Origin of the sequence: Acidisoma silvae, from assembly GCF_020618775.1 — a bacterium.
GTDB lineage: Bacteria > Pseudomonadota > Alphaproteobacteria > Acetobacterales > Acetobacteraceae > Acidisoma > Acidisoma silvae.
The window spans coordinates 1-1,160 of record NZ_JAESVB010000066.1 but is presented as its reverse complement, the minus strand read 5'-3'; the positions used below and the strand labels follow the sequence as shown (position 1 = coordinate 1,160).

Annotated in this window: 1 protein-coding gene; it reads right to left on the bottom strand. The window is 55.5% G+C overall.

The genetic code is table 11. From position 1 onward, the window contains the following. Positions 1-44 precede the first annotated feature (44 nt). Entirely contained in the window at positions 45-1,001 is a 957-nt protein-coding gene (locus ASILVAE211_RS25805; protein ID WP_227324210.1) for an IS110 family RNA-guided transposase, read from the bottom strand. Positions 1,002-1,160 lie beyond the last annotated feature (159 nt).

The following is a 1,160-nucleotide window of genomic DNA, read 5'->3' as shown; positions in this document are numbered from 1 at the left end:
CCGACGATTGGTCAGATTACCATCGGAGGCGCTGAAGTTAATCATCACGACCGGTTTTGGGCTAAGTTTGAGTTCCATGGAGTTTTAGTTTTAACGATTGCATTGAGAATGCTCAGTAGACGACGCATGCAGGCTACAAGGGCGACCTTCCTGGGCTTGCCTGCGGCGATCAGACGCTCATATGAGGCTCGGATAATGGGATTGTGAGTGCGCGCAACCCAAGTGGCCATGAACAATTTTGCTCTCACCGCGCCACGGCCGCCCCGGATACTTCGCTTGCCCTTCATCTTTCCGCTATCGCGCGCCATAGGGGCCACGCCCACAAGGGCACTTATTCGACGGCGGCTCAAGCTGCCAAGTTCTGGCAGCTCGAATAGAAGTGTGCGTGTCATCGCTGGTCCCACGCCAGGCACAGACGTCAGTAAGTCGGCAGTCTCTCGCCAGAGCGGCGTTTTGCGGATTGCACCATCGAGTGCCGCTTCAATATCAACGAGCCGCTCTTTAAGCCACTCAATATGCTCATCGACCTGCTGAGTTAGTTGTTTTGACATAAGTGTCGTCCGCCGATTGGTCTCCGCAGTTATCATGCTGATCAATTGTTCTCTGCGTGCAAGAAGTTCTGCGAGTTTGATTGACTGCTCGTTGGGGAGAGGTCGTGTCTCTGGTCGCATTCGAGCTGCAAACAAAGCAATGAGACGTGCGTCCAGTCTGTCGGTCTTCGCGATATAGCCGGCAGCGCGCGAGAAATCGCGCATCTGCCGAGGGTTAATCGCCACGACAGGCAGTTTGGCCAGACCAAGTGCGCTGACCACTACTGTCTCGAGGCCGCCGGTAGCTTCCAGGACGACAAGAGCGGGTGCACAGGCTTGCAGCCGGCCGACGAGGGAACAGATTCCATCGGACGTTCGAGGTACTGTAAATGCTTCGCCCGACGGATGAAGATGAACGTCCAGCTTGGCTTTAGCGACATCAATACCGACAAAGCATTCTAAAGTTTCCATAGTAGCCCATCCTTGCGAAAGCAGGGTCGCGGAGCGCCCTTTGCGACTGTCCGGACTTCGGAATTAGAAACGGATGGAAACCCAAGCTAGCTCACGGGCTTATTGGCCCCAGGCTTGCGCGGGATCCCATCCGCCGTTGCCGATTGAGCTGCGCGATAT

Excerpts from the sequence above, each read along its gene's own strand:
- ASILVAE211_RS25805 (WP_227324210.1), bottom strand. The coding sequence starts at position 1,001 with ATGGAAACTTTAGAATGCTTTGTCGGTATTGATGTCGCTAAAGCCAAG.